Source organism: Ralstonia sp. 25mfcol4.1, assembly GCF_900104095.1.
Classification (GTDB): domain Bacteria; phylum Pseudomonadota; class Gammaproteobacteria; order Burkholderiales; family Burkholderiaceae; genus Cupriavidus.
Genome location: NZ_FNJO01000004.1, coordinates 64171 through 89530, shown reverse-complemented (window position 1 = coordinate 89530; position 25360 = coordinate 64171). Strand labels below are relative to the sequence as shown.

Here is a 25360-nt window from a genome sequence, read left to right as displayed (position 1 = left end):
CACGGTCGTTTACTGCAGACCGCAAGTCGAATTGAGCCAGACTGATCGTGCATTTTCCTGTTTACCGTGCCGCCGCGGCAACGCTGCTTGCCTTGGTGGCCAGTGCTGGTCACGCCGCCAGCGAGCCGATGCCACCCGACGGCCCCTGCGTGCCACCGCCGGCCAAGGCGGCCCTGACGTTGGCGCAGGCCCGGCTTGACGCGTTGCGTTGCAACCGCGACATCATCGCCGCGCGCCGAAACGAAGAGGCCAGCCAGGCCGACATCCAGATTGCTTCCCAGCGGCCCAATCCGGTGCTGAGCCTGGGCGTGGCCAATATCAACCCGCACCTTGGCGTGGGCGCCGGCAACCTGCGCAGCAAGACGGTGGATTCCACCGTTCGCGTGGACCAGGTCATCGAGACGGCCAACAAGGGCAACCTGCGTACCGAGGCCGCCCGCAAGGCCAGCGCCGCCGCCGGGGAGCAGACCCAGGCGGTGGTGGCCCAGCAGCTGGGCGCCGTGGACCAGGCCTGGTACGAAGCCGTGGTCAGCCAGACCCGCGTGGAGGTGCTGACCGAGACGGTCGGGCTCTACGGCCGGACCCAGCAGGCCAACGAGGCGCGGCTCAAGGCGGGCGATGTGTCGCGGGCCGACGTGACAAAGCTCCAGCTGGAAACGCTGCGCGCCCAGAGTGACCTGCGCGCTGCCATGGCCGACCACAGCAGCGACAAGGCCGCGCTGGCCGCCGCCATGGGCGTGCCCGGCACGCTGATGGACAACCGCCTGGTGGCGGACTGGCCGACTCCCGATGCGACGGTGCCGCCGTTCGATCCTGAAGTGTTGCAGCGACGCCCGGACGTGACCGCCGCCGAAGCGCGGCTGGCCGCCGCGGCGTCGCAGCGTGACCTGGCCCGTGCCGGCCGCGTGCCCGACGTGACCGTCGGTGTGCAGTACGAGCACTATCCTGTTTCCGAAACCAACACCACCGGCAGCGGCAACAGCTACGGCGCGTTCGTGTCGATCCCGCTGTTCGTACGCCACAGCTTCGGCGGCGAGGCGCGCCGGGCCGAGGTTGACTACTACGCGGCGCTGGACGACCGCAATCGCATCCTGCTCGAGGCCCAGAACGAGATCGGCCGGCTGCGTGCGCAGCTGGACGCCGCCCGGGCGTCGCTGCAGCAGATGCGTGAATCGGTGCTGCCGGCCGCCGAAAGCGTGGCAAACAGTGCCGAGTTCGCCTATTCCAAGGGGGCCAGCGGCGTGCTGGACCTGCTGGACGCACGCCGCGCGCTGCGCCAGACCCGCGTGGATGCCGTGGAGGCGCAGGGCAACTATGCCAAGGCCCTGTCGGCCTACCTGACCGCGCTGCAATCCACCCAATCCGATATCAACAAGCTTCCCCAGGTTCGTACCGATGCGTCGCGCCCTTAATTTCCCGTCTCTCTCCGGCCGTTTCCGCATGGCCGCCGTGGTGTCGCTGTGCGCGCTGGCGTTGGCCGGCTGTGGCAAGAAGGAAGTCCCGGAAAACGATGACGAGCCGAAGATCACCGGCCAGACCATCACGTATCCGGCCAGCGTGAAGGCGCTTTCCGGGGTGGTTGGCCAGCCCGTGCAAAGCGGTGGCGACCGCATGCTGAGCATGCCGGGCCGCCTGGTCTGGAACGAGGACAAGACCGTGCGCGTGGCCACGCCGTTCGCGGGGCGCGTGATGGAAATCATGGTGCAGCCGGGCGCCACGGTGAAGGCCGGCCAGGCGCTGGCCATGCTGACATCGCCCGACTACGGCGTGGCGCAGGCCGACGCCCGCAAGGCTGCGGCCGACAGCGCCGTGGCCGCCAAGTCGCTGGCCCGCCAGCGCGAGCTGTACCAGGCCGGCGTGATCGCCCAGAAGGACCTGGAGCAGTCGCAGGCCGACAACGCCCGTGCCGCCGCCGACCTGGCCCGCACGCAGGCCGCGCTACGCATGTATGGCGCTGGCGGCGGCGACGCCGTGAACCAGCGGTTCGCGCTGCGCAGCCCCATCGACGGTCTGGTGGTGGAGCGCAATATCAATCCCGGCATGGAAGTGCGCCCGGACCAGCAGCCCAATGCGCCGCTGTTCCTGATCACCGATCCCAGCACGCTGTGGGCCCAGCTCGACGCCGCCGAGGCCGACCTTGGCCTGTTCAAGCCGGGCATCAACGTGCAGCTGGTCAGCGCCGCCTATCCCGGCGAGACCTTCACGGGCACCGTGGTCAAGATCGCCGACTATGTCGATCCGGCCTCGCGCAGCGTAAAGGTGCGACTGGTGGTGCCCAACGCCGACCGTCGCCTGAAGGCCGAGATGTTCGTGACGGCCAGGCTCCAGGCCGCGTCGTTCCAGGGCATTTCGGTGCCGTCCAAGGCCGTGTTCCTGGCCGACAACAAGAACTACGTGTTCGTGCGCACGTCGGCCACGCCGTTCGTGTTCGAGCGCCGCGAGGTCAAGCTGGGCGTGTCGCTGCCGGGCACGACCGAAGTGGTGGCGGGCCTGAAGGCCGGCGACGTGGTCGTCACCGACGGCAACCTTTATCTGCAGGACATCCTGCGCGATGCCACCGCGGTGAATGCCGCGCGTGCGACCGCCAAGCAATAAGGGCGGCCCGATGATCCAACGTATCGTTAGCTTTGCGCTGCACCAGAAGCTGTTCGTCTGGCTCGGCCTGATCATTTTTGTCGCGGGCGGCCTGGCAGCCTTCAAGAATCTGCCGATCGAGGCCTTCCCGGACGTCTCGGACATCCAGGTCAACATCATCACGCTGTACCCGGGCCGCGCCGCCGAAGAGGTGGAGCGCCAGGTCACGATTCCGATCGAAACGGCACTGGCCGGCACGCCGAACTCCGTGCGGGTGTTCTCGCATACCCAGTTCGGCCTGTCGTTCATGATGGTGACCTTCAACGACAAGGCCACCGACATTACCGCGCGCCAGCAGATCATCGAGCGGCTGCGCAGCGTGGACCTGCCCGACGGCGTGCAGCCGGAGCTGGCGCCGCTGTCCACCGCCATCGGCGAAATCTTCCGTTTCCGCCTGACCGGCAAGGGCTATACGGCGCAGGAACTGCGCACGCTGCAGGACTGGGTGGTCGAAAAGAACCTGCGCCAGGTGCCGGGCGTGGCCGACGTGGTGACGATTGGCGGTTCGATCAAGCAGTATGAGGTGAACCCGAACCTGGGCCGCATGCGCGACGCCAAGATCTCGCTGTCGCAGCTGTTCACGGCGCTGCAGCGCGGTAACTCGAACGCCGGCGGCGGCGCGGTGGCACATGGCCGCCAGCAGTACCTGCTGCGTTCGCTGGGCAGCTTCCGCTCGTCGGCGGACATCGCCAACGTGGTGGTCGCCGAGAACAACGGCACGCCGATCCTGGTCAAGGACATTGCCGAGGTGAAGATCGGCGCGGCGCCGCCCCAGGGCCTGATGGGCCAGGACAACGAGGACGACATCGTCTCGGGCATCGTGGTGATGCGCAAGGGCGAGAACCCGTCGGTGGTGCTTGAGGCGCTGAAGCAGAAGATCGAACTGCTGGACACGCAGATCCTGCCCAAGGGCGTGAAGATCGTGCCGTACTACGACCGCTCCACGCTGATCGACAAGACGCTGCACACGGTGTTCGGCAACCTGGTGGAAGGCGCGCTGCTGGTGCTGGCCGTGCTCTACCTGTTCCTGGCCAACGTGCGCGCCGCGGCCATCGTGGCGCTGGTGATTCCGCTGTCGCTGCTGTCGACGTTCATCGGCCTGACGTGGGTCGGCATACCGGCCAACCTGCTGTCGCTGGGCGCGATGGACTTCGGGATCATCGTCGACGGCGCGGTGATCGTCGTCGAGAACATCTTCAAGCGGCTGGGCGAGCTGAAGGAACAGCAGATCAAGGACAACAAGGCGCGGCTCTACGCGATCCTGCAGGCCACCACCGAGGTAGGCCGGCCAACCGTGTTCTCGATGATCATCATCATCGCGGCGCACATCCCGATCTTCACGCTGCAGCGCCACGAGGGCAAGATCTTCGCGCCGATGGCGTACACGGTGACCGGCGCGCTGATCGGCTCGCTGATCCTGTCGCTGACGGTGGTGCCGCTGCTGTGCCACCTGCTGCTGACCAAGAACATCGCCCACGACGACAACTTCGTGGTGCGCTACTGCAAGCGCCTCTACGAGCCGATGCTGGCCTGGGCGCTGGACAACAAGAAGAAGGTGGTGGGCATTGCACTGGGCCTGCTGGTGGCGACCGTGGGCGTGGGCAAGTTCCTGGGCAGCGAATTCCTGCCCGAGCTGGACGAAGGCTCGATGTGGGTCAGCTTCGACCTGCCGGCGTCGGTGTCGCTGGACGAGGCGCGCGACCAGGCTCGCATCCTGCGCAACGTGATCCGCAAGACGCCCGAGGTGAATACCACGATTTCCAAGGTGGGCCGCCCCGACGACGGCACCGATCCGAAGCTGATCAACACCGTCGAGATCCTGGTCGACCTGAAGGCCGACAAGCAGTGGCGCGCGGGTTACGACAAGCGCAAGATCATCAACGAGATCAACCACAACCTGCGTCAGCTGCCAGGCATCGAACCGAACTTCTCGCAGCCGGTGCGCGACAACATCCTGGAAAGCATCTCGCAGATCAAGGGCCAGATCGTGATCAAGGTGCAGAGCGACAGCCTCGAGCACAACAAGAAGGTGGCCGACCAGATCCTGGCGAACGTGCAGTCGGTCAAGGGCGTGATGCGCGCGTTCATCGACCGCGACGGCGAACTGCCGCAGTACGTGCTGGAATTCGATCGCGCCCAGGCGGCCCGCTACGGCATCAACGTGGCCGACGTACAGGACCTGATGGAAAGCGCGCTGGCCGGCAAGGCCGCCACGGAACTGTGGGAGGGCGAAAAGCACTTCAGCGTGGTGGTACGCCTGAAGTCGGGCGAGCGCGAACTGCCGAACCTGCCGAACATCTTCATGCAGACCGCCGACGGGGCGCAGGTGCCGCTGTCGCAACTGGTGACGTTCCGGGCGGCGTCCGGCGCGATGAACATCAGCCGCGAGAACGGCCAGCGCACCACGTCGATCGGCATCTTCATCCACGACCGCGACATGGGCAGCGTGGTGAAGGACATGCAGGCGCTGGTGAAGAAGAACGTGAACGCCGAGGACGTCAAGATCAGCTGGTCGGGCGAATTCGAGAACCAGGAGCGCGCCATGGCGCGGCTGTCGATCGTGGTGCCGCTGTCGGTGCTGCTGATCTTCCTGCTGCTGTTCAATGCCTTCCAGTCGTTCAAGAGCGCGGCGCTGATCATCTCGAACATTCCGTTCGCGCTGATTGGCGGGGTGTTCGCGCTGTTCCTGACCGGCATTCCGCTGTCGGTGTCGGCGGCCATCGGCTTTATCGCGCTGTTTGGCCAGGCCGTGCTGAACGGGGTGGTGATGGTGACGTACTTCAACCAGCTGCGCCAGGAAGGCATGCCGGTGCGCCAGGCCGTGCTGACCGGTTCGATGGACCGCCTGCGCACGGTGCTGATGACGGCCATGCTGGCCATGCTGGGCCTGTTCCCGATGGCCATCTCGCGCGCCATTGGCTCGGAGACGCAGCGTCCGCTGGCCATCGTCATCATCGGCGGCCTGATTACGGCCACACTGCTGACGCTGATCGTGCTGCCGACGCTCTACGAGTGGATGGTGGGCCGCAACTGGCCGGACGAGGAAGGCCAGTCGAACAACGAGAACCGCCTGAACGACTCGATGGCGCATTGAGCAGGCGATGTGAAGCCGTAGCGAAGACCGGGGCAAGCGCCCCGGTTTTTTTTCGTCCCTGTGCGGCGCAGATGACTGCCCGGCTTCACCGTCTGGGGGACCGTGGGAAGAGCGGCCAGGCGCCGAGCGCCACCACGGCCGTCGTTGCCCAGACCATTGGCCACGATGTCAGCGCCAGCCAGTGCGGCAGCGCAAGGGGCGTGAGGAAGAAACCGAAGAACACCACCGTGTTGGCCATGCCCAGCGCGGTACCTGCGCGGTCGGCGCCGGCCATGGCCGCCAGTTCGGTGTATCCGACCCCGTGCCAGGCGGATACCGCGATCCCGGCAAGCGCCAGCACCACCGGAAGCAGCGCCATCAGGCGGCTATCCGTCGCACTGCCGTGCACACAGCCGGCCAGCAGCAGGAAGGCACCCGCAGCGATCAGCGTGCATGCACGCAGATAGGCCCGGCGGTTGCCATGCCGGTCCGTCCAGCGGCCGCTCCAGACGCGGGTGAGCATCGCGCCGCCCTGGATCGTGACCAGCGTGGCCGTGATCGCACCGAGCCCGGCCTGTGCGTAGTCATGCAGAAAGATCGAGGCGAAGGCCAGCACGGCGAATTGCGGCACGCAAAGCAGCCCGATGGCCAGCACGATGCGCCAGACGCTGGCCCGCCCGAGCGGGTTCGGGCTGCGCGACTGCGCCGCGGAGGTGGCCGGGAAGTCGGGCGGTTCATGGAGCCAGCACCAGGTCAGGACGGCGGAGACGCCGCACAGCAGCGCGACCCACCCATAAGCCCAGGCAAAGCCGAACGTTGATGCCAGCCAGGGCAGGGTCAGCGCCCCGATGCCGCCGCCCATCGGCACGGCAGTCTGGCGGATGCTCATGGCAAGCCCGCGTTCGCCTTCGTGAAACCAGCGCATGACAGCCCGCCCGCTGGCACCGTTGACGCTGCCGCCCACCAGGCCGACCAGCGTCATGGCCACGACCAGCCATGACAGCGAAGGGACATGTGCGGCGGCCTCGGCCATCGGCGATAGCCAGAGGGCCATCGCCAGCAACGCCGCGCTGGTGGCGGCCAGTCCGCCCAGCAGCACGGGGCGGTCGCCCCAGCGGTCGGCGGCCAGGCCCCAGGGCAGTTCCGAGAGCGCGGTGCCGAGGCCGATCGCGCCGACGGCCAGACCGACTTGCGCGGTGTCCAGGTGGTAGCCCGTGCGCATCCAGACGGCTGTGGTCGGAATGCCGCCGACGGCCGCCAGTACGCTGGCGTTGGCCGCCACGCCGACGCCCAATACCTTCCAGCGATGGGAAGGTGCCAGGCGCCGGGCTGGCGGTACGGCAAGCGGAACGGTGTGCGAAGACATAGGTGACAGGTGATCCCGAAGAGGTTTGACGTGATCCAGTCTGTCATCGAGAATTCATCCTGAAAATCGGAAAATTTTTCACGATTCGTTCGATAAAACAGGATGGTGGCGATGTCCCGAACCAATCTCGATCTGTCTGCACTGCGCAGCCTGCTGGCCGGCATGGAATTGGGCAGCTTTGCGCGCGCGGCCGAGCGCGTCGGCCGATCCACGTCGGCCATCAGCGCCCAGATCCGCAAGCTGGAAGAACAGGCCGGCACGCCGCTGTTCCGCAAGGCCGGGCGCGGGTTGGCGCTGACCGCAGCGGGCGAGGCCATGCTGGGTTACGCGCGTCGGCTGGTGGAACTGAACGACGAAGCGGTCAGCGCGGTGCGCGGCGTGGATCTGTCGGGCGGCATCCGCCTGGGGTTGCAGGAGGAATTCGGCGAAGGCTTGCTGCCGGAAGTGCTGGGCCGGTTCGCGCGGGCCCACCCAAGGGTGCGCATCGAGGCGGTGGTGTCCCGCAATGCCGACTTGCTGGAGCGGATCGACAGCGGACGGTGCGATCTGGCGCTGGTGTGGGCCGACATGCATCCCGCCGTATCGGACGACGTGGGCGGGTACGCGATAGGTCACCGGCACGTGGAACGGATCGACGAGGTGCCGATGTGCTGGGTAGGCGCCGCAAGCGGGGCGGCGATGATCCCGTGGCAGCCTGCCGATGGCGAGCCGCTGCCGCTGGTGGCCTTCGACCGCCCGTGCCAGTTTCATTCGGCTGCGATGGCCGCACTGGATCGCGCCGGCATTCCCTGGCGGATCACGTTTTCGAGCCCCAATCTTGGCGGTCTATGGGCCGCCGCCGCCGCAGGGCTGGGCCTGACGGTGCGCTCGCGCTATGGATTGCCCGCGGGTGTACGGGCGCTGCAGGCCGGGGAGCATGGCCTGCCTGCGCTGCCGTCGATGTCGCTCGCGATGGTGCGTGCGTCGGCCACGATGCCGCCCGAGGTGGAGCGGCTTGCCGACATCCTCCGCGCGGCGCTGCCCGGCGCGCCGGTGCCGGACGCCCTGGCAGCCTGATTCAGCCAGGCACCAGGGCCTGCGCGTCAGTCGTCGTAGCGGTCGCCATGCCGGGTCGGCCGGCATAGCAGCGCGCCCAGCAGGACGCCAACGCCCAGGGCCATGCCCAGCGCCTTGATCGGCTCGCGGTGCGTATAGTCGGTCACGCATTCCTGGCCGCGCGACACACTGTCGCTGACCGATGCCTTGATCGATGCCAGCTTGTCCGATCCCTGCGCGGCCTTCGACAGGAAGGTCTGCTTGGCGGTTTCGATGGCCTCGCCGGTCAGGTTCGGCAACTGCGCCAGCAGGTCATCGAGATCCTTGGCCAGCTGCCGGGTATCGGCCTGCAGCTTCTGCTGGGCGTTGGATGCATTGCTCTGCTGGGCGCTGGATGCATTGATATCGTTGGGGTCAAAGGCGGCCATGGCGTCTCCTCGCTGGGTTCGTATGCGGACATCTGCTGGCGCAGGTTTCATACCAGCGCCCAATGCACGGACGCCGGGGGCTTGCGGCCCTTTGACCCGGCAACCGGCAGCGCCGACTTACCGACGTTTGTAATTTGCGCCATGGCAGGCCGGGCGCGCGCCAACATCGGCACATCCTGCGCCCCGCGGCATATGAGAGCAATCTGAATCTGGTCGCGATGAGACAAATACGATTTCGGATCGCTGGGCGCTGCGGTATGGTTGTTTCGTGTGATGCAGTCCGCCCAAAAACGAGCGGGCCACCGACGGGCAACCTTCGTTCCGGGGTCAATCATGAGGATTTTTCGAACGGCCACAATGGCAGAACCCTGTGCCAATGACGCAACCGGAGCCAAGCCGCACCGGGGCAGGTCGCGGGCATCGGGCTATGCACGCGGACCGAGACCGGGCCGCTTGGGCGTGGCAAAGTGGGCGCCCGTTCTGGCAATGGCCGGCGCAGGCGTGACGTTCGTGCTCTACATCATGACCACGATGAACGCGTCGATGGCAGACAAGCTGGTTGCCGTGACGCGGAGCATCGAGGAACGGGACAGGCGCATCAATGTGCGTTTCGACGAGATGGACAAGCGAATCAACGGCCAGCTGGCTGCGATGGACCAGCGTTACGACGGCAGGTTCGCCGCCATGGAAAGACGGCTGGAGCGCCCGGAAGTGCGAGCCGATCGGACCGACGAGCGGCTCACCAGGGTGGAGGCACAACTGACAACGATGGACACGAAGCTGGATCGCGTCCTCGAACACGTCTCAAGCCGCCGCTAACGGCCGGTGCCGCCGGGGCTGGGATCGGCGCTGCTATGCCTTGCCGGCGCCCGTGCAGATACCGTGCAGCTTGCGCAGTCCAGCATACAGGCCATGCCGTTCCTCGGGCGTCAGCAGCCGGATCACGGAAGCCTGACCGCGCCGCGCCAGTGGAATCACCTGCGCATGAAGGGCCGCCCCGGCTTCGCTGATCTTGCAGGACAGTCGCTTGCGCGGCGTGGTGCCTTGCGACTCCAGCGTGACGAGGCCACGGTCTTCCAGCAATCGCAGCGTGCGGCTGACCAGGGCCTTGTCCGACGTCGACTGCTTGACCAGTTCCGCGAAGGACATCGGCTCGCCATGGGCCAATAGCGCCAGAATGCGCCATTCCGGCACGGTCAGGTCGAACTGCGTCGCGTACGGCTCCGTCACGCTGCTTCGCAGCGCCGTCACCAACTGGCTCAGCATGGTGGTCAGGAAGTCGTTGACGTTCAGCCCGGTGCCGGCTTCGTCGAGGTGCGACCAGGGATCGATGCCCTCGGTGGTAGCCGGAGTGTGCTGGGTAGTGCTGGACATGTACGGGGCGCTAAAAAGGTATGCCGGGAGATCCCCCGGAAAACGCCTGCGATTGTCTCACACCGCTTGTTGTTCGCAACTTTGTGGCGCGGTAGGTGTTGCGCCTGCCCGGCATTCGTGCGGCGCCTGACGATCAATGGCCCCTCGACCGCATGCGGCGGAGGGGCCACGCTGAGCGGCGCGTCGCTGCTGGAGCCTGCGCGCCGGGATCAGGGCCGGGATCAGGGCCGGGATCGGGGCCGGGATCGGGGCCGGGATCAGGGCCGGGATCAGGGCCGGGCGGCTGGCGTTACGCCGCGAAGCCGCCGTCCACGTTCAGGCTGGCACCGGTGACGAAGCCGGCTTCCGGGCCCGCCAGATAGGCGACCATGCTGGCGATTTCATCCGGATGGCCGTGGCGCGGCAGGGCCATCAGACCGTGCAGCGATGCGGCGAAGTCGGAGTTCTCCGGGTTCATGTCGGTGTTGACCGGACCGGGCTGCACGTTGTTGACCGTGATGCCCTTCGGGCCCAGATCGCGCGACAGGCCTTGCACCAGGCCCTTCAGGGCGGACTTGCTCATGGCGTAGGCGGCGCCACCGGCGAACGGCATGCGGTCGGCGTTGGTGCTGCCGATGTTGATGATGCGGCCACCTTCGCCCATATGCGACAGCACGGCCTTGCTGGCCACGAACACGGCGCGGACGTTGACGGCCAGCGTCTTGTCGAAGTCTTCCAGCGAGAAGTCCTCGACCGCGCCCAGGAACAGCACGCCGGCGTTGTTCACCAGGATGTCGATCCGGCCGAAATGCACGGCGGCATCGTTGATGGCGTCGGTGAGGGCGGCGGCGTCGGCCGCATCGGCGCGATAGGCCTTGGCGCGGCCGCCGGCAGCCTGGATCGACTCCACCAGTTCCTGCGCGGCGGCGCCGGAGCTCTGGTAGGTGAAGGCAACGGCGGCGCCGTCCCGGGCCAGGCGGCGTACCACTGCGGCGCCGATGCCGCGCGCACCGCCGGTTACGAAGGCAACTTTGTTCGAGAGCGAGGTCATGATCGGTTTCCTTGTTGAGGTAGGTTGGTGAACGAAGTATGGTTTTTGCGATCCCCTACCGGTAGTCATAAATCCGGATCAACTTTTTCAACCATTGGTATAAGCTTGCCGCCATGGAAGCCTTGAACCTGCTCGAATCGTTTATCCAGAGTGCCGAAACGGGCAGCTTTTCGGCTGCAGCCCGCCGGCTCGGCCTGACGCCCGCCGCCGTCAGCAAGAACGTGGCCCGGCTCGAAGATCATCTCGGGCTGCGGCTGTTCCAGCGCAGCACGCGCAAGCTGACGCTGACCATGGGCGGGGAGCAGTTCTTCCGGCAGGTGTCCGACCCCTATTCCACGTTGCGCGATGCGTTTGCCAGCGCCGCGCAGGAAGACGGCAAGCCGGCCGGGGTGCTGAGGGTCAGCATGGGCGTGGCGTTTGGGCGCGAATACCTGGTGCCATTGCTCGGCGAGTTTCTGACGATGTATCCGGCCATCGTTCCGGACTGGCATTTCGACAACCGGAGCGTGGACCTGATTGCCGGCGGTTTCGATGCGGCCATCGGCGGCGGCATCGAACTGACCGAGGGCGTGGTGGCGCGTGAACTGGCGCGAACCTATGTGGTGGCGGTAGCCGCTCCGGCCTACCTGGAAGGGAAGACGCTTCCGAAGCATCCGGCTGACCTGTCCGCGTTCGACGGCATCGTGCGCCGGTCTGCCTCCACCGGCCGCCTGCGGCTGTGGAACCTGCGCAACCAGATTGGCGAGGAAGCCCTGGCCGAGCCACGTACCCGGTTGATCTTCGACGACCCGGAAGCCATGGCCCACGCCGCGATGCAGGGGCTGGGCGTGGCGTTGCTGCCGATGCCGCACGCCGCGCCGTGGCTGGAACGCGGCGCGCTCGTCCGGCTGGTGCCGGGCTGGTGTGCTGACAACGGCCCTCTGGCGCTTTACTATCCCAACCGCAAGCTGCTGCCGCCCAAGACGCGCGTGTTCATCGAATTCATCGTCGATGCCTTCCAGCGCAAGGGCCTGGCGCGCAGGTTCGACGGACGCTGAACTGTCATTTCACGAAGCACCCCACATCGGGAGGGGCCGTATGGCAACGGCAGTGCGACGGAGCGTGCGGCTCCATTTCCATATCTGGACGTGGTTCGGCTCGCTGGTGCTGCTGGTGGGGGCGCTGGTCTGCGGCATCAACTACGTGATGACCAAGGCGGCGCTGGAGCGGTCCGTCACGGACACCACCCAGCGCGTCAGCCGCGAGAGCCTGGAGGAAGTGGAGAACCTGTTGCAGCCCGCCCAGATGGCGGTCCGGCTGCTCAGCCACAGTTCGCTGGCCGATGCCACGATGCTGGCGCAGCGCAAGCAGCGCATGGCGTTGATGCGCGACGCGCTGGAAAGCTCGCCGATCCTGCAGGCGCTGTATATCGGCTACGCGGACGGCAGCTTCTTCTATATGCGCCCGCTGCGCGACGAGGGCGAGCGCGCCGCCTACAAGGCGCCGCCGCGCGCGGCATTCCTGGTGCAAAGCGTGGACCGCGACAGCGGCCGCCCAGTGGGGCGGTACTTTTACCTGGCGTCTGACCTGCATCTGATCGGCGAGGCCGCCGCCGCCGACTTTGCCAGGCGCTACGACCCGCGCACGCGGTCCTGGTATGCCGCGGCCATGGCGTCCGGCACGCTGGTGCGCACCGATCCGTACATGTTCTATTCCGACCGCGAATCGGGTGCCACGCTGGCCTTGCGTACGGCTGACGGCCAGGCCGTGGTTGGCGGAGACTTCAGGCTGGACGCGCTGGGCCAGCTGTTGAATCACGAAACGCTGACGCCGCGTGCGGTGCTGGCGCTGCTGGACCGGAAAGGCAAGCTCGTCGCCATCAACCGCACGACGCCCGATTCCGTGGCCGCGCCCGATTCGGTGATCATGGATCCGGCGGGCCGGCCGGAGGATTACGGGCTGGCCGTGCTGACCGGTCTTGCCGCCAGGGTGGCGGCGCCCGGCGACCCGCAGGCCGCCGCGCACCCCATGCTGCTGGAACGTGCCGATGGCGAAGACTGGTACACGTCGGTGGACCTGCTGGACGACAAGGACCCCAATTCGCTGCTGCTGGTATCGGCCATCCCGCAGGCGGAGCTTTTGCACGATGCCCGGCAGCAGGCCGCGTGGGGCATGGTCATGACGGGGCTGGTGCTGCTGCTGGCGTTGCCGGTCACCTGGCTGGTCGCACGCAGCGTGGCGCGGCCGCTGCAATCGCTGGCCGCCGAGGCCGACGCCATCCGCCGCTTCGATTTCGTGCGTCCCGTGTCGGTCCGCTCTCAGATTGCCGAAGTGAACGATCTGGCAATGACGATGGATCAGATGCGCGGCACCATCCAGCGCATGTTGCACGTCATGCGGGCCGTATCGGCCGAGCACCGCCTGGACCGGCTGCTGCCGCTGCTGCTGCAGGAAACGCTGAGCGCCGCGGGCGGGCAGGCCGGGGCGCTGTACCTGGCGGCCAATGACCAGGGCCTGAGCCCCGCCGTGGGCTTCGACCGCAGCGGCGCCGAGGTGACCACGATGAGCGGGGCGCTGGCGCAGGACACCCTGGCGCTGGTGCGCACGGCCGTGCGCGAAGGCACGGCGCGCGCCGGCCATCTGACATCGGCCGACGTGGCCGCCGCGCGGCTCGATGTCCTGGCGGGTGCCGCGCCGGTACATGCCGCCGTCATTCCGCTGATCAACCGCCAGCAGGCGCTGCTGGGCGTCGTGCTGGTGCTGCGCGATACGCCGATCGAAGCCGCGCAGCTGGCATTTGCCAGCACCATGGCCAGCCTGTCGGCCGGCGCGCTGGAAGTGGGCGAACTCACCACGGCGCAGCGCGACCTGTTCGATGCGTTTATCCGCCTGCTGGCCGGCGCCATCGATGCCAAGAGTCCGCACACCGGCGGCCACTGCGCGCGGGTGCCGGAACTGGCCAAGCTGCTGGCCCGGGCCGCGTGCGATGCCACCGAAGGGCCGTACCAGTCGTTCAACCTGACCGAAACGGAATGGGAGGCGCTGCACGTAGCCGCCTGGCTGCATGACTGCGGCAAGGTCACCACGCCCGACTACGTGATCGACAAGGCCACCAAGCTCGAAACGCTGCACGACCGTATTCACGAAGTGCGCATGCGCTTCGAAGTGCTGAAGCGCGATGCGGAAATCGCCTGCCTGCAGGCCGTGGCCGAAGGCGGGGAACCGCAGGCCGCACGCGAGCGGCGCGATGGGCTGCTGCGCCAGCTCGACGAGGAATTCGCGTTCGTGGCGGCGTGCAATGTTGGCGGCGAGCAGATGGGGGCCGAGGACCAGGCCCGCCTGCGGCAGATCGCCACGCGGACGTGGCGGCGCACGCTTGATGACCGGCTCGGCATCTCGCATGAGGAATTGGCCCGCCGGGCCAGCGTCCCCGCCGCGCCACTGCCGGTCATGGAGCCGCTGCTGGCCGACCGTCCCGATCATCGGATCGAACGTGCCGCGAAGGACCATATCGCCGACATCAATCCATGGGGCTTCCGGCTTCGCGTTCCCCAGTATCTCTACGACCGCGGCGAACTGCACAACCTGACGATATCGCGCGGTACGCTGACCGCCGAGGAGCGATTCAAGATCGAGGACCATATCGTGCAGACCCAGATCATGCTGTCGCGCCTGCCGTTTCCGAAGCATCTGCGCGACGTGCCGGAGATTGCGGGCGGGCATCATGAAAAGATGGACGGCACCGGCTATCCGCGCGGGCTCAAGCGCGACCAGATGAGCCCGCTGGCCAGGATGATGGGCATCGCCGATATCTTCGAGGCGCTGACGGCCGCGGATCGCCCGTACAAGAAGGCCAAGACGCTGTCCGAAGCCGTGGGCATCATGACCCGGCTGCGCGATCAGCAGCACATCGATGCCGAGCTGTTCGACCTGTTTATCGCGGCGGGCATCCATCGCACCTACGCCGAACGCCACATGGACCCCGCGCTGGTCGACATGGCCTGAGCCACGCTGCAGGCGACCGCGCCGATGGCGCGCCTCACGCCAAACCGGCGCGTGGACTATGCTTCGGAAGTTCGCGCAACGTGTTTCGAGGGGGCGGTGATGAGCGTCGAAAAAATCGAGATTCCCGGCAGCCAGGGCGGTACGCTGTCTGGCCGGATGGAGTGGCCCGATGGCCCGGTACGCGCGCATGCGCTGTTTGCGCACTGCTTCACCTGTGGCAAGGACAGCCTGGCCGCCACGCGCATCGCGCGGGCATTGACGGCCCAGGGCATTGCCGTATTGCGCTTCGATTTCACGGGCATCGGCGCCAGCGAGGGCGATTTTGCCAGCACCAATTTTTCTTCGAACCTGGCCGACCTGGAGGCCGTGGCCATGTATATGCGTGCGCGCGGGCAGGCGCCCACGCTGCTGATCGGCCATAGCCTGGGCGGCGCCGCCGTGCTGGGCGTGGCCCGCCGCCTGCCCGAACTACGCGCCGTGGTCACGATCGCCGCGCCCAGCGACCCGCGCCATGTGCTGGGGCTGCTGGGCGACAACGTCGAGCGCATTCGCGCCGAGGGCGAACTGGAGGTCAAGCTGGCGGGGCGCCCGTTCCGCATCGCGCGGCAGTTCATCGACGATGTGTCCAATCACACGCTGCTCGACGAGGTGGCGCACCTGGGCAAGCCGCTGCTGGTGCTGCAGTCGCCGACCGACGATACGGTGGAAGTCGAGAACGGGCTGGCGATCTTCGGGGCCGCCGCCCAGCCCAAGAGCTACGTGGCGCTGGAGGGCGCTGACCACCTGCTGCAGAACCGTGCCGGCGCGGCCTATGCGGCCAGCATGATCGCGGCATGGGCGCAGCATTACCTGCCGACGCTGACCGAGGACGTCCAGGCCGAAATTCCCGAGCCCGGCGTGGTGGTGGTGGCGGAGCGCCACCGGGGCCGATACCAGCAGACCGTGCGCGTGGGCGGCCACGAATTCGTTGCCGACGAGCCCGCCGCGCTGGGCGGCGACGATGCCGGCCCGAATCCCTATGAACTGCTGCTGTCGGCGCTGGGTGCCTGTACGTCGATGACGATGCGCATGTACGCCGAACGCAAGGCATTGCCGCTGGAACATGTGGCCGTGCAGTTGCGGCACGAGAAGATCCACGCGAAGGACTGCGCCAGCTGCGAGACCACCGTGGGCATGGTGGACCGGATCGAGCGGCGCATCGCAATCAGTGGCGAGCTGACGGCGGAACAGCGCGCCTCGCTGATGGCCATCGCCGACAAATGCCCGGTGCATCGCACGCTGGAGTCCGAAGTCCACATCGAAACGCTGCAGGCCTAGTCACGCGCCCTGGCCACGCGCACTAGCCCATTCCCAGCACGCGCCGGCGCGCGGCATCGAATGCCGCGCCTTCGGCCACCAGCCAGGCTTCCACTTCGGCCACCTGCGCGGTCTGCCCGTGCGCGCAGACAAAGTGGTACGACGCCTGGCTGCGTGCGTGGATACCCCACAGGTCTACCAGGCGGCCCGATTCCAGGTCTTCCAGCACCAGCGCGGAACGCCCCATGGCCACGCCTTGCCCGGCCAGGGCGGCATTGATGGCCAGTTGCGACAGGTTGAATCGCTGGCCGTCCGATTCATCGGGCAGGGTCAGGCCCGCGTGGCGCAGCCAGCATTGCCATTCCTCGAACTCGCCGGCGCCATCCCACGGGCTCACATCGTGCAGCAGCATGCCGGCGCGCAGGCCTTCGGGCGATTGCAGTTCGGGGTGGGCGTCGAGGTAGGCGGGGCTGGCCACCGGGATCAGCCATTCTTCAAGAAACTGATGTGCCTTCAGGTCGGGATAGCCGCCGGGATCGAAGCGCACGGCGGCCTCGGTGCCATCGCGCAGCATGCGCGAGCGGTCGAGCGCGTGGAATTCGCCATAAACGCGCAAGCCGATGTCCGGGTGCTGGCGGAAGAAGCCGCCCAGCCGTGGCGTGAGCCACACCATCGCGAATGACGGCGAGCACGACAGCGCGATGGGCTGCTTGTCGCGCGGCCTGCGCAACTGCGTCAGTGTGCCTTCGATGGCCTGGAACGACTCGCGCAGCACAAAGCGCAGGCGCTCGCCTTCCGGCGTCAGCACCAGCGCGCGCGGCGTGCGCAGGAAGAGCGGGCGGTCCAGCCATTGCTCCAGTTGCTTGACCTGCTGGCTGACCGCGCCCTGGGTCACACACAGCTCGGCGGCGGCCTGTGTGAAGTTGCAGTGCCGGGCCGCCGCCTCAAAACAGCGCAGCCAGCCCAATAATGATGCAGAAAGCGTGTTGGCCATTAGTCAGGCTAATGCTCGGATCAGTACAAATGGTTTGTCACGACGGTGTAATGGGACAAGAATGAGGTCACCCATCCCGCTTCCCCTTGCTTCATGCCGACCGATTTTTCCGCACTGCCGCAACAACTGCTCGCCGATCTGCAGGCCGCCCGCCCGGTCTTCTGGGGCAACCCCGGCCGCAGTGACGCCGCTGCCGTACCGACCGTCGTGGACGGGTGCGGCATTAGTCTAGCTGATGTGAAAGCCGCCCGGGCACGCTTCGACCGGTTTGCGCCGCTGCTGGCGCGGCTGTTTCCCGAACTGCAGGGCAGCGCAGGGCGGATCGAATCGGATCTGCTGCCAGCGCCGGCCATGCAGCGTGCGCTCGGCCTGCCGGCCTCGGCCGGCGCGCTATGGATCAAGGCCGACCACAGCCTGCCGGTGGCCGGCTCGATCAAGGCACGCGGCGGCATTCATGAAGTGCTGGAGTTCGCCGAGTCGCTGGCGCTCGAACACGGTCTGGTGACGCGCGACGCCGACTACGGCGTGCTGGCCGAAGCCCCGGCGCGCGCGCTGTTCGGCCGCTACCAGGTGGCCGTGGGCTCCACGGGCAACCTGGGGTTGAGCATCGGCGTGATGGCTTCGGCGCTGGGCTTCCGCGCGGCCGTCCACATGTCGGCCGACGCCAAGGAATGGAAGAAGGCCCGCCTGCGGGCGCGCGGGGTGGCCGTGGTGGAACACACGGGCGACTATGCCGCCGCCGTCGCGGCTGGCCGGCGCGAGGCCGATGCCGACCCGTACAGCTATTTCGTCGACGATGAGCGGTCGCTGTCGCTGATGCTGGGCTACAGCGCCGCCGCCCTGCACCTGCAGGACCAGCTGGCCGGGGCAGACGTGAAGGTCGATGCCGCGCACCCGCTGTTCGTCTACCTGCCATGTGGCGTGGGCGGCGCACCGGCCGGCATCGCCTTCGGCCTGCGCCAGCTCTATGGCCCGAATGTGCATCCGGTCTTTGTCGAGCCCACGCAGTCGCCGTGCTTCCTGGTGGAAATGCTGGCGCCCGGCGCTTCGGTGTACGACGTGGGCCTGACCAACCGCACCGAGGCCGACGGTCTGGCCGTGCCGCAGGCATCGGCGCTGGCCGCGCAGGCCATGCGACCGTTGCTGTCCGGGGTCTGTACCGTTGCCGACGACACCCTGTTTGCCGATCTCCATCGGGTGCGTGAAGCCGAAGGCTTGCGCATTGAGCCATCTGCCGCGGCCGGCTTTAGCGGCCCGGCCATGCTGACCGGCACCGAGGCCGGACGCGCCTACCTGACACAGCACCACCTGGACGGCGCGATGGCCCATGCCACCCATCTGGTGTGGACGACTGGCGGCCTGTTCGTGCCGCCCGAGGAGTACGCGCGCTTTGCCGAGCGTGGTGCGGCCCTGGCCGCTTGATCTGCCCCCCCTGAACCGAATCCGAAATCTTTCGATTGCATCGTTGCGGAGCTTCATCATGACCCGTTTGCCTTCCCGAATCGCCCACGCCGTTGTCGCGTGCAGCCTCGCAGCCGGTGCCTCGCTGGCGTTTGCGGACACCTTTCCGTCCAAGCCGATCCAGCTTGTGATTCCGTTCCCGCCCGGTGGTGCCACCGACGTGATCGGCCGCCTGGTCGGCAAGAAGCTTGGCGACAAGCTTGGCCAGACCGTCGTGATCGACAACCGCCCCGGCGCAGGCACCATCGTCGGCGCCAGCTACGTTGCCAAGGCCGCGCCGGACGGCTATACGCTGCTGGCCAGCTCGGGCACCACGTTCACGGTGAACCCGGCCATCCACGCCAAGCTGCCGTACGACCCCGTGAAGAGCTTCGAGCCGATCGGGTTTGCGGGCCGCACCGGCCTGATCCTGCTGGCCAACAAGGACCAGCCCGTCAGCAACCTGAAGCAGCTGGTGGCCGCCGCCAAGGCGCAACCGGGCAAGCTGACGTACGGATCGTTCGGCACCGGCACCACGGCCCAGTTCGCGGGTGAGATGCTGTTCAATCTGGCCGGCGTGAAGCTGCTGCATGTGCCGTACAAGGGCAGCGCGCCGGCCATGACCGACCTGATCGGCGGGCAGATCCCGTTCACGGTGGATACGGTGGCCGCCGCGATCCCACAGGTGAAGTCGGGCAAGGTCAAGGCCATCGCCGTGACCACCGCCAGGCGGTCCACGCTGCTGCCCGACGTGCCAACGGCCGCCGAAGCCGGCTATCCCGGCATCGACGCCGATACCTGGCTGGCGCTGGTGGCGCCGCGCGGCCTGCCGGCCGACGTGAAGCTGAAGCTGGAAAAGGCACTGGCCGAAGTGATGGCCGAACCGGAAACGCGCAAGGCGCTGACCAACGCGGGCTTCGAACCGCTGGACGGCAACGGCGCGGCGGTGTCGGCATTGATTGCGAAGGAATTGCCGCTGATGCGCGCCACCGCGCAGCGTGCGAACATTACGGCCGATTGAGACAGTCTCTGGAGACAGTCGTGAACGAAGCACAGAAGACGCTGGTGGCGCGCCCGGCCACCGAGTTGCGGCGCATGATCGGCAGCAAGGAAATTTCGCCGGTCGAGCTGCTGGACGCCTGCATCGCGCAGATCGAACAGGTGAACCCGTTCCTGAACGCAGTCACCGCCACCTGCTTCGACCGCGCGCGCGACGAAGCCCGCGCCGCCGAACGCGCCGTGCTCGATGGCAAGCCGCTGGGCCTGCTGCACGGCCTGCCGCTGGGCGTGAAGGACCTGGAGGCCACAGCCGGACTGCTGACGACCTACGGGTCGCCGCTGTATCGCGACAACGTGCCGGCCGAAGACAATGTGCTGGTGGCGCGCCTGCGCGCTGCGGGCGCCATCGTGACCGGCAAGACCAACATCCCGGAAATGGGCGCCGGTGCCAATTCCCGCAACGACGTGTGGGGCGCCACGGGCAATCCGTTCAATCCGAACCTCAACGCCGGCGGATCGTCGGGCGGCTCGGCTGCCGCGCTGGCGGCAGACCTGCTGCCGGTCTGCACGGGCTCGGACACCGGTGGGTCGCTGCGCATCCCGGCCGCCAAGTGCGGCGTGGTGGGCTTCCGGCCGTCGCCGGGCGTGGTGCCGAGTTCGCGCAAGCTGCTGGGCTGGACGCCGATCTCGGTGGTGGGGCCGATGGGCCGCACCGTGGCCGACGCCTGCCTGCAGCTGGCGGCCTCCGCCGGGGTATCGGCGGGCGATCCGCTGACCTATCCGCTCGACCCGCTGTCGTTCCTGACGCCGATGCCGGTGGACCTGGGCAGGCTGCGCGTCGCGTACACCGAAGACTTTGGCTGCTGCGATGTCGATGACGGCATCCGCCGCACGTTCCGCGAGAAGATCGCCGCGATGCGCCACCTGTTCCGCAGCTGCGAGGCCATCGATATCGACCTGGGCGAAGCGCACCGCTGCTTCGACGTGCTGCGCGCGGAGAGCTTCGTGGCCGGCATGCGCGACGCCTACGAGCGTGACCCGTCGAAGCTGGGCCCGAACACGCGGGCCAACTACGAGATGGGCGCGCGCATGTCGCTGGTGGACAGCGCGTGGGCGCAGGCCGAACAGACGCGCATCCTGCAGCGGTTCCAGCAGTTGTATCGCGACTACGACGTGATCCTGTCGCCGACCACGCCGGTGTCGCCGTTCCGGTGGACGTCGCTTTACGCCGAATCGATCAACGGCGTGCGCCAGGAAAACTACTACCGCTGGCTGTCGCTGACCTACGTGGTCACGCTGACCACGCATCCGGCGCTGTCGCTGCCGTGCGGCCGCGATCACGCGGGCATGCCGTTCGGCCTGCAGGTCGTCGGCGGTTTCCGCAAGGACCACGAGACGCTGGGCGTGTCCTACGCGATGGAGCAGGCATTCGCAGCCATTCCGTCGCTGCGCCGCCCGCTGCCGGATCTGGCCGCGCTCAGGCCGGCCGAGCCCGCGCTGACGTCGATCGTCACCGCGCCGCCGGTGCTCGACGCCAGGGTGAAGCAGGGCAAGGAAGCGTCGGCGGTTTAAACCTTTGTTGCCTGTCGCCCTCTCCCGCACCCCATGGGGAGAGGGAAGTCCTCCATCATCTATTTCCATACAGCGGAATTAAGCGGCTGCGCCGGGCCGGCCATCGGCCTAACCTCCTGTCATACGAAAACACAGACAGGAGACAACCTTGGCAACCGCTGCAATCCGCGCCGCGCGCCGCATGGCCGCGCTGGTTCTTCCTCTCGCCGTAGTGGCCTCGCTGGCCGCCATCTCCGCGCCGGCGCACGCCGCCTACCCTGACAAGCCGATCCGCATCGTCGTGCCGTTTTCGCCCGGCGGCGGCACCGACCTGATTGCGCGTGCGATGGGCGTGGCCATGGCGCAGGACCTGGGCCAGCCCGTGGTGATCGACAACAAGCCGGGCGGCGGCACCATCATCGGTACCGACAACGTGGCCAAGAGCGCGGCCGATGGCTACACGCTGGTGATGGCCACGTTCGCCCACGCCGTCAATCCGAGCCTGCAGCCCAAGCTGCCCTATGACACCGAGAAGGCGTTCACGCCGGTGATGCTGGTAGGCCGTTCTCCCAATGTGCTGGTGGTGCGCGCCGACAGCCCGTACAAGTCGGTGCGCGACGTGATTGCCGCGGCCAGGGCCAGGCCGGGCGCGATCTCGTTCGCGTCGCAGGGCCCCGGCACCTCGGCGCATCTGGCCTGCGAACTGTTCAAGAGCCTGGCCAAGGTGGATCTGAACCACATTCCGTACAAGGGCGCCGGCCCGGCCATCACTGACCTGCTGGGCGGACAGGTGGACATGATGTTCGCCACCGCCTCGGCCGTGGGCAACCTGCTGGAAGGCGGCAAGCTGCGGGCGCTGGGCGTGACCACCTCGCAGCGTTCCACGAGTCCCGACCTGGCGAAGGTGCCGACCATCGCCGAAAGCGGCGTCCCCGGTTACGCGGCCGAAAGCTGGTATGGCCTGTTCGCGCCGGCCGGCACCCCGGCGGCCGTGGTGGCGCGGCTCAACGCGGCCGCCAGGAAGGCCGTCACCGCCGACGCCTTCCGCAAGCGCGCCGACGCCGAAGGGCTGATCGTCAGTCCGGGCACGCCGGACGACTTCGGCCGCTACGTGCATGGCGAGGAAGCCCGCTGGAGCAAGGTCGTCAAGGACGCCCGCATCACGCTGAACTGATCGCCCTCGAATCAAATCCCCTGCAACCCATTCGCAACGCATCATGACCCAATACACCCTGATCCAGCTCGACGTGCGCGACGGCGTGGCCGTGCTGACCCTGAACCGCCCGGACAAGCGCAACGCCATCAGCGACGACATGCGCACCGAACTGATCGACGCGCTGGAGCGCGTGACGGCCGACCGCAAGATCCGCGCGCTGGTGCTGACCGGCAGCGGCAAGGGCTTCTGCGCGGGCGGCGACGTGGCCGGCATGCAGCGCCGCATGGATGCGCCCCCGGGCGAGGTCGGCTTCAATGGCTGGACGCGCCAGCAGCGCGTGCATCATTCGGTGGCCCTGCTGCACAACATGCCCAAGCCCGTGATTGCCGCGGTCAACGGCGGCGCCAACGGGCTGGGCGCCGACCTGGCGATGGCCTGCGATCTGGTGATCGCGTCGTCGGCCGCCAGTTTCACGTGGTCCTATATCCATCGTGGCCTGATTCCCGATGGCGGCGGCATGTACTTCCTGCCGCGCCGCGTGGGTCTGGCCAATGCCAAGCAGCTGATTTTCGGCGGCCGCAAGGTGGAGGCCGACGAGGCCCTGCAGCTCGGCATCGCCGACCGGCTCAGCACGTCGCCCGAGGCGCTGGTCGATGAAGCGGTGGCCTGGGCGGCGGAGATGTCGCAAGGCGCGGCCACGGCGCTGGCGCTGGGCAAGTCGATCCTGAACCAGACCTTCGAACTGACGGCCGACCAGGTCTTTGCACAGGGCAGCCAGGCACAGGGCATCTGCTACACGAGCAGCGAGCATCGCGAATCGGTCCTGGCGTTCCTGGCCAAGACCGCCAACAAGGGTTGAGCATCATGGCAGCACACCGTTCCGCAGGCGCCATCGGCGCCACCGATGCCATCGCCCGGCTCGTCACGCCGCGCAGCGTGGCGGTGATCGGCGCGTCCGCCGATCCCGGCAAGACCGCCGGTCGCCCGGTGTCGTACCTGACCCGCCACGGCTTTGCCGGCGAGATCTATCCGGTCAATCCGAAGGTGGAGGCCATCGACGGCATCCGCTGCTATCCCGATATCGGCTCGCTGCCCCAGGTGCCGGACGTGGGCATCGTGCTGCTGGGCGCCGAGCGCGCGCACCAGGCCGTGCGCGAACTGGCCGAACGCGGCACCGGCGCGGCCATCGTGCTGGCCAGCGGTTATACCGAGACCGGCGACGTGGGCGCGCGGCGCCAGGCCGAACTGATCGAGGCCGCCGGCAGCATGCGCCTGCTGGGGCCGAACACGATCGGGCTGGTCAACCTGACCGACAACATTCCGCTGTCGGCCAGCGGGGCGCTGGCCATGGACCACTTTCCGGCGGGCAGCATCGGTGTGGTGTCGCAGAGCGGCGGCATCCTGGGCGCGCTGCTGTCGCGTGCTGCGGCGCGTGGCATCGGGCTGTCGAAGCTGGTATCGACCAGCAATGAAGCCGATCTGGAACTGGCCGACTTCATCGACTACCTGGCCGACGATCCCGCCACACGCGTGATTGCGCTTTACGTGGAGACCGTGCGCAACGTCGAACGATTCCGCGCGGCGGCCTTGAAGGCTGCCGCCGCCGGCAAGCCGGTGGTGGCGTTCAAGATCGGACGCTCAGAGGCTGGCGCGCGGGCGGCGGTGTCGCACACCGGGGCCATGGCCGGCGCCGACCGCATGTACGACGCACTGTTCCGCCAGGTTGGCGTGATCCGTGCGCATACGTTTTCTGACCTGATCGACATCCCGGCGGCGCTGGCCACGGGGCGCGTGCTGCACGGCCGGCGCATCGCCGTGCTGACGTCTACCGGCGGTGCCGGCACGCTGGTATCCGACAGCCTCGGCGTGTCGGGCTTCGAGACGCCCGCGCCCGACGAACAAACTGCCGAAAGGCTGCGCGCGCTGCAGAAGGGCGATCACGCCGCGCTGGACCGCAATCCGATCGACGTCACGCTGGCTGGCCTGCAGCCGGATCTGCTTCGTGGCGCCATTCGGGCGCTGCTGGCCAGCCCCAGCTACGACGCGGTGACCATCATCGTCGGATCGTCCGGACTGGCCATGCCCGACCTGATGGCCGACGCCATCAACGATTGCCTGCCCGAGAGCGACAAGCCGGTGCTGGCCTACGTCAGCCCGCATGCATCGCAGGTGGCGGCGGTGCTGAACCAGCGCGGCGTGCCGGCCTTCAGCGCGCCGGAAAGCTGCGCGGTTGCCTTTGCAGCGATGCTGGCGGCCGGCGAGCGGCCGGCGGCCGCAGCCGGGGTCGCGCACGCGGACGTCGATCCGGGCGACCTGCCGGCCGGATCGCTCGACGAACACGCGGCCAAGCAGCTGTTTGCGCGCTTTGGCGTGCCCGGCGTGCGCGAGATCGTGGTGAGCGATGCGGCCGGCGCCGAAGCGGCGGCACGCGACCTTGGCGGCCGCGTGGTACTCAAGATCCTCTCGGCGTCGATCACGCACAAGAGCGATGTTGGCGGCGTGGCCGTCAACGTGACGCCGGAGACCATTGGCGCACGGCTGGCCGCGATGACCGGGGACGTGTGCCGCCATACCGGCCACGCGCCCGATCGCTTCGTGGTGCAGGAGATGATCGGCGGCGGCGTCGAACTGATACTGGGCACCCATCGTGACGCATTGGGCACGGCGATCCTGCTCGGCATGGGCGGCGTCACGGCCGAGCTGTTCCAGGACACCACGCTGCGACTGCTGCCCAAGGCGGGCGGGCTGAGCCCTGCCGAGGCGCTGTCGATGGTGCGCGAACTGAAGACGTGGCCGCTGCTCGACGGCTATCGCGGACGGCCGAAAGCCGACGTCGATGCGCTGGTCGATGCTATCGTGGCGTTTTCGCGGATGGCGGCCGCCTTGGGGCCACGTCTGGTGGAAGCCGAGATCAACCCGGTGTTTGTGCTGCCGGCGGGCCAGGGCGTTCGCGCGGCGGACGGCGTGGCGGTGCTCGGCGCGTAACGGACAGGAGAGCGC

At 67.7% G+C, this 25360-nt stretch carries 19 protein-coding genes; 14 read left to right on the top strand and 5 right to left on the bottom strand.

Annotated elements, in window-relative coordinates; all coding sequences use genetic code 11:
* Nucleotides 1-128: 128 nt before the first annotated feature.
* Genes BLQ58_RS08975 through BLQ58_RS08965 form a run of 3 tightly spaced genes read left to right on the top strand, consistent with a single transcriptional unit; the run spans nt 129 to nt 5728 of the window.
* A complete protein-coding gene (locus BLQ58_RS08975; protein WP_092597341.1) occupies nt 129-1412 on the top strand; it encodes a TolC family protein in 1284 nt (427 codons plus the stop codon).
* Nucleotides 1396-2595, top strand: a complete 1200-nt coding sequence (locus BLQ58_RS08970; RefSeq protein WP_092596707.1) for an efflux RND transporter periplasmic adaptor subunit — start codon at nt 1396-1398, stop codon at nt 2593-2595. Before BLQ58_RS08975 ends, BLQ58_RS08970 begins: the two co-directional genes overlap by 17 nt.
* A 10-nt stretch (nt 2596-2605) precedes the next feature.
* Complete coding sequence (locus tag BLQ58_RS08965; RefSeq protein ID WP_092596704.1) at nt 2606-5728, top strand: efflux RND transporter permease subunit; 3123 nt, start codon at nt 2606-2608, stop codon at nt 5726-5728.
* Nucleotides 5729-5813: 85 nt separating this feature from the next.
* On the opposite strand, the gene BLQ58_RS08960 is transcribed toward BLQ58_RS08965, so the two are convergent.
* Nucleotides 5814-7073, bottom strand: a complete 1260-nt coding sequence (locus BLQ58_RS08960) for an MFS transporter (RefSeq protein ID WP_092596701.1) — start codon at nt 7071-7073, stop codon at nt 5814-5816.
* Between the two features lie 102 nt (nt 7074-7175).
* Between BLQ58_RS08960 and BLQ58_RS08955 the strand changes: the two genes are divergently transcribed.
* Complete coding sequence (locus BLQ58_RS08955) at nt 7176-8129, top strand: LysR substrate-binding domain-containing protein (RefSeq protein ID WP_092596698.1); 954 nt, start codon at nt 7176-7178, stop codon at nt 8127-8129.
* Between the two features lie 26 nt (nt 8130-8155).
* Here BLQ58_RS08955 and BLQ58_RS08950 read toward each other — a convergent pair whose 3' ends face one another.
* Nucleotides 8156-8536: an ElaB/YgaM/YqjD family protein gene (locus BLQ58_RS08950; RefSeq protein WP_175459872.1), complete on the bottom strand. Its 381-nt coding sequence runs from the start codon at nt 8534-8536 to the stop codon at nt 8156-8158.
* A 453-nt stretch (nt 8537-8989) separates the two neighbouring features.
* Between BLQ58_RS08950 and BLQ58_RS08945 the strand changes: the two genes are divergently transcribed.
* On the top strand, nt 8990-9355 hold the full coding sequence (locus BLQ58_RS08945) for a hypothetical protein (RefSeq protein WP_139186082.1): 366 nt from the start codon (nt 8990-8992) through the stop codon (nt 9353-9355).
* 33 nt (nt 9356-9388) lie between these two features.
* Here the strand turns inward: BLQ58_RS08945 and BLQ58_RS08940 are convergent, their stop codons facing one another.
* The gene (locus BLQ58_RS08940) at nt 9389-9910 is read right to left on the bottom strand and encodes a MarR family winged helix-turn-helix transcriptional regulator (RefSeq protein WP_092596689.1); all 522 of its coding nucleotides are present in this window, start codon (nt 9908-9910) and stop codon (nt 9389-9391) included.
* A 289-nt stretch (nt 9911-10199) separates the two neighbouring features.
* Nucleotides 10200-10943 carry an SDR family oxidoreductase gene (locus BLQ58_RS08935; protein ID WP_092597339.1) on the bottom strand — a complete coding sequence of 248 codons (744 nt, stop codon included), beginning with the start codon at nt 10941-10943 and terminating at the stop codon, nt 10200-10202.
* 110 nt (nt 10944-11053) lie between these two features.
* Here BLQ58_RS08935 and BLQ58_RS08930 point away from each other — a divergent pair, with 110 nt between their 5' ends.
* From BLQ58_RS08930 to BLQ58_RS08920, 3 genes are all read left to right on the top strand, one after another.
* A complete protein-coding gene (locus BLQ58_RS08930) occupies nt 11054-11977 on the top strand; it encodes a LysR family transcriptional regulator (RefSeq protein ID WP_092596686.1) in 924 nt (307 codons plus the stop codon).
* A gap of 40 nt (nt 11978-12017) precedes the next feature.
* Nucleotides 12018-14924 (top strand): HD domain-containing phosphohydrolase, encoded by a 2907-nt coding sequence (locus BLQ58_RS08925; protein WP_092596683.1) that lies wholly within the window; start codon nt 12018-12020, stop codon nt 14922-14924.
* Nucleotides 14925-15023: 99 nt separating this feature from the next.
* Nucleotides 15024-16241, top strand: a complete 1218-nt coding sequence (locus tag BLQ58_RS08920; protein WP_092597337.1) for a bifunctional alpha/beta hydrolase/OsmC family protein — start codon at nt 15024-15026, stop codon at nt 16239-16241.
* 22 nt (nt 16242-16263) lie between these two features.
* Here the strand turns inward: BLQ58_RS08920 and BLQ58_RS08915 are convergent, their stop codons facing one another.
* Nucleotides 16264-17214, bottom strand: a complete 951-nt coding sequence (locus BLQ58_RS08915) for a LysR family transcriptional regulator (RefSeq protein ID WP_092596680.1) — start codon at nt 17212-17214, stop codon at nt 16264-16266.
* A 93-nt stretch (nt 17215-17307) separates the two neighbouring features.
* Here BLQ58_RS08915 and BLQ58_RS08910 point away from each other — a divergent pair, with 93 nt between their 5' ends.
* The 6 genes from BLQ58_RS08910 to BLQ58_RS08885 all read left to right on the top strand — a co-directional run bounded on the left by BLQ58_RS08910 (nt 17308) and on the right by BLQ58_RS08885 (nt 25345).
* The gene (locus BLQ58_RS08910; RefSeq protein WP_092596677.1) at nt 17308-18636 is read left to right on the top strand and encodes a D-serine ammonia-lyase; all 1329 of its coding nucleotides are present in this window, start codon (nt 17308-17310) and stop codon (nt 18634-18636) included.
* Between the two features lie 58 nt (nt 18637-18694).
* Nucleotides 18695-19675, top strand: coding sequence for a Bug family tripartite tricarboxylate transporter substrate binding protein (locus BLQ58_RS08905; protein ID WP_092596674.1), 981 nt, complete (start codon nt 18695-18697; stop codon nt 19673-19675).
* A 74-nt stretch (nt 19676-19749) separates the two neighbouring features.
* On the top strand, nt 19750-21225 hold the full coding sequence (locus BLQ58_RS08900; RefSeq protein WP_092597334.1) for an amidase: 1476 nt from the start codon (nt 19750-19752) through the stop codon (nt 21223-21225).
* Nucleotides 21226-21406: 181 nt separating this feature from the next.
* Nucleotides 21407-22378, top strand: a complete 972-nt coding sequence (locus BLQ58_RS08895) for a tripartite tricarboxylate transporter substrate binding protein (protein ID WP_092597331.1) — start codon at nt 21407-21409, stop codon at nt 22376-22378.
* 43 nt (nt 22379-22421) lie between these two features.
* Nucleotides 22422-23219: an enoyl-CoA hydratase/isomerase family protein gene (locus BLQ58_RS08890; RefSeq protein WP_092596671.1), complete on the top strand. Its 798-nt coding sequence runs from the start codon at nt 22422-22424 to the stop codon at nt 23217-23219.
* Between the two features lie 5 nt (nt 23220-23224).
* Nucleotides 23225-25345: an acetate--CoA ligase family protein gene (locus BLQ58_RS08885; protein ID WP_175459871.1), complete on the top strand. Its 2121-nt coding sequence runs from the start codon at nt 23225-23227 to the stop codon at nt 25343-25345.
* Nucleotides 25346-25360: the final 15 nt, after the last annotated feature.